The sequence below is a fragment of the Hespellia stercorisuis DSM 15480 genome (genome assembly GCF_900142165.1).
Classification (GTDB): Bacteria; Bacillota; Clostridia; order Lachnospirales; family Lachnospiraceae; genus Hespellia; species Hespellia stercorisuis.
The window spans coordinates 1-2,892 of sequence record NZ_FQZY01000133.1 but is presented as its reverse complement, the minus strand read 5'-3'; the positions used below and the strand labels follow the sequence as shown (position 1 = coordinate 2,892).

The 2,892-nt window shown below is 46.2% G+C and carries 2 protein-coding genes; both read left to right on the top strand.

Annotated elements, in window-relative coordinates; translation table 11 throughout:
• Positions 1–319: 319 nt before the first annotated feature.
• Complete coding sequence (locus tag BUB85_RS20660) at positions 320–1,909, top strand: DEAD/DEAH box helicase (RefSeq protein WP_073113347.1); 1,590 nt, start codon at positions 320–322, stop codon at positions 1,907–1,909.
• 247 nt (positions 1,910–2,156) lie between these two features.
• Positions 2,157–2,759, top strand: coding sequence for an ECF transporter S component (locus BUB85_RS20655; RefSeq protein ID WP_073113348.1), 603 nt, complete (start codon positions 2,157–2,159; stop codon positions 2,757–2,759).
• Positions 2,760–2,892: the final 133 nt, after the last annotated feature.

Below are 2,892 nucleotides of genomic sequence, written 5' to 3'. Positions count from 1 at the left end.
AAAAGGCGTTAACAAGGAAAATGTGGATAAAGTGCTAAAAAACATACACAGTAGATGAGGGATAGACACAATTAAATTTATTCCTCAACGCTGAATTTATTCAGTTTTGATTGACAATACAAAACATTACTGTTATGATTAAGTCTGTATTCGTAGCGAATTACCCTTTGCTTGGCAACAGGCAAAGGGTATTATTTTGGGCATATGTTACCCGTCACTTATCTGTTGTTTACCCACTGCGTAGAAGTGAAGATCTCTTTTTCAGGCTAGACCTAAGAAAGCAGGATGACAGTTGCCCATACAAACAAGAAGGAGTTATATGGAAGCAATTAAATTTGAAGAATTAGGTTTATGTCCCGAGATATTAAAAGCAGTAAAGAAGATGGGATTTGAAGAAGCATCACCAATACAGGCGCAGGCCATACCGGAAGAGATGAACGGACTGGACATCATCGGTCAGGCTCAGACCGGAACAGGAAAGACAGCGGCATTCGGTATTCCGTTATTACAGAAGATCGATCCGAAGAACAAAAATCTGCAGGGCGTGATTCTCTGCCCGACCAGAGAACTGGCAATCCAGGTTGCGGAGGAAATCCGTAATCTTGCACATTATATGCATGGCATCAAGGTTCTGCCAATTTACGGCGGACAGGAGATCGTGAAACAGATCCGTTCTCTGAAGAGCGGAACACAATTGGTCATCGGAACACCGGGACGTTTTATGGATCATATGCGCCGCAAGACCGTGAAGATGGACGATGTACACACCATCGTTCTGGACGAGGCGGATGAGATGCTCAACATGGGATTCCGTGAAGACATTGAAACCATTTTAGAGGGCGTGCCGGAAGACAGACAGACCGTATTGTTCTCGGCAACCATGCCAAAGGCCATCATGGACATCACGAAAAAATTCCAGAAGAATGCCAAGGTGATCAAGGTTGTAAAGAAGGAACTGACCGTTCCGAACATCGAACAGTTTTACTACGATGTGCGTCCGAAGAACAAAGAAGAAGTTCTGTCCCGTCTGCTGGACATTTACACACCGAAGCTTTCGGTTGTATTCTGCAACACAAAGAAGCAGGTTGACATTCTGGTAAACGGACTGCTCGGACGTGGATACTTTGCAGCCGGACTTCACGGAGACATGAAGCAGGTACAGCGTGACCGCGTGATGCAGGGGTTCCGTACGGGAAAGACAGACATCCTTGTGGCAACCGATGTAGCGGCCCGCGGAATTGATGTAGATGACATCGAGGCGGTGTTCAACTACGATCTTCCACAGGATGATGAGTACTATGTACATCGAATCGGAAGAACCGGACGTGCCGGACGTGTCGGTCGTTCTTTCTCTTTTGTATCTGGAAAAGAAGTATACAAATTAAAAGAGATTCAGAGATACTGCAAGACAAAGATTTATGCACAGAACGTTCCGTCTCTGGACGACGTTGCAAGCACGAAGATAGAGAATATCCTGGAGGATGTTGACCGCATCATCGAGAATGAGGATTTGACGGCAGTGCTCCGCTCTATAGAGGCAAAGCTCAACGATTCCGACTACACAGCCATGGATATGGCGGCGGCCTTCCTGCAGATGTGCACAGGTATGAAGGATGAGGAAACAGTTCAGGAAGAAGCAATCTTTGGGGATACCGGAGCGGAAGAACCGGGCATGGTACGTCTCTTTGTCAATATCGGGAAAAAGAACAAAGCAAAGCCGGGAGATATTGTAGGCGCTCTCGCAGGCGAGAGCGGCATGCCGGGCAAGCTGATCGGTTCCATCGATATGTTCGACAAGTATACGTTCGTGGAAGTGCCGAGAGAATATGCGAAAGATGTTCTCGAAGCCATGAAGCACGCAAAGATCAAAGGAAAAACAATCGCCATAGAACCGGCGAACCAGAAATAAAAAATAGGGACAGGTTAGAATGCAATTGGGGACGTAGTAAAATGACATTTTACTACGTCCCCAATTGCATTCTAACCTGTCCCTATTCGTGCCACCCACCAGTTGATGAACTGGCATGGTTGAAAACTGTATAACTGGAAGTTTTGAAAAAGCCATATTGGTGCTAATATAGCACATGAGCCGAGCAGATAATCAGAAAAGATGCTGTGAGGAATATAAACAAAACAATGGGAAGAGGGAACAGATTATGGAACAGAGAAATCAGACGGTAGTAAAGCTGGCGCAGACAGCGCTTTTGGCGGCATTGTGTTTTGTGTCGTTCACATTTTTACAGATTAAGATACCGATGCCGGGAGGGGATGCAACGTCTCTGCACATAGGAAATGCATTCTGTGTGCTTGGTGCATTATTGCTTGGTGGGGTGTACGGTGGTCTTGCAGGGGCAGTCGGTATGACGGTTGCGGACATTCTGGATCCGATTTATATCGTGGGGGCGCCAAAGACATTTATCCTGAAATTCTGTATCGGATTGATTGTAGGGCTGGTGGCTCACAATTATGCGAAGATCAATGAGAGTACGGATAAGAAATATATTGCCAAATGGAGCACGATCGCGGCAATTGCCGGTCTGGCCTTCAATGTAGTGGCTGATCCGATTGTCGGATATTTCTATAAGATGTACATTTTAGGACAGCCGCAGGAGATGGCGGAGGTGCTTGCCAAGTGGAGCGCGGCGACCACATTTGTCAATGCGGTTGTGTCGGTTGTGCTGGTGGGAGTGCTGTATAATGTACTGCGGCCGGTGCTGGTGAAATCCGGGATGCTGAAAATATCAAAAGCGGTCAGCTGAGAAAATTACAACTAGAGATTTTCGTGCGTTAAGGGCACAAAAAAAGGGGCTGTCGCACTAGCTGATTAAATTCAGCGGTGCGCAGCTCTTTTTTTCCTACAGAAATGTCCTTTTTATTCCATTTCTGATTCAT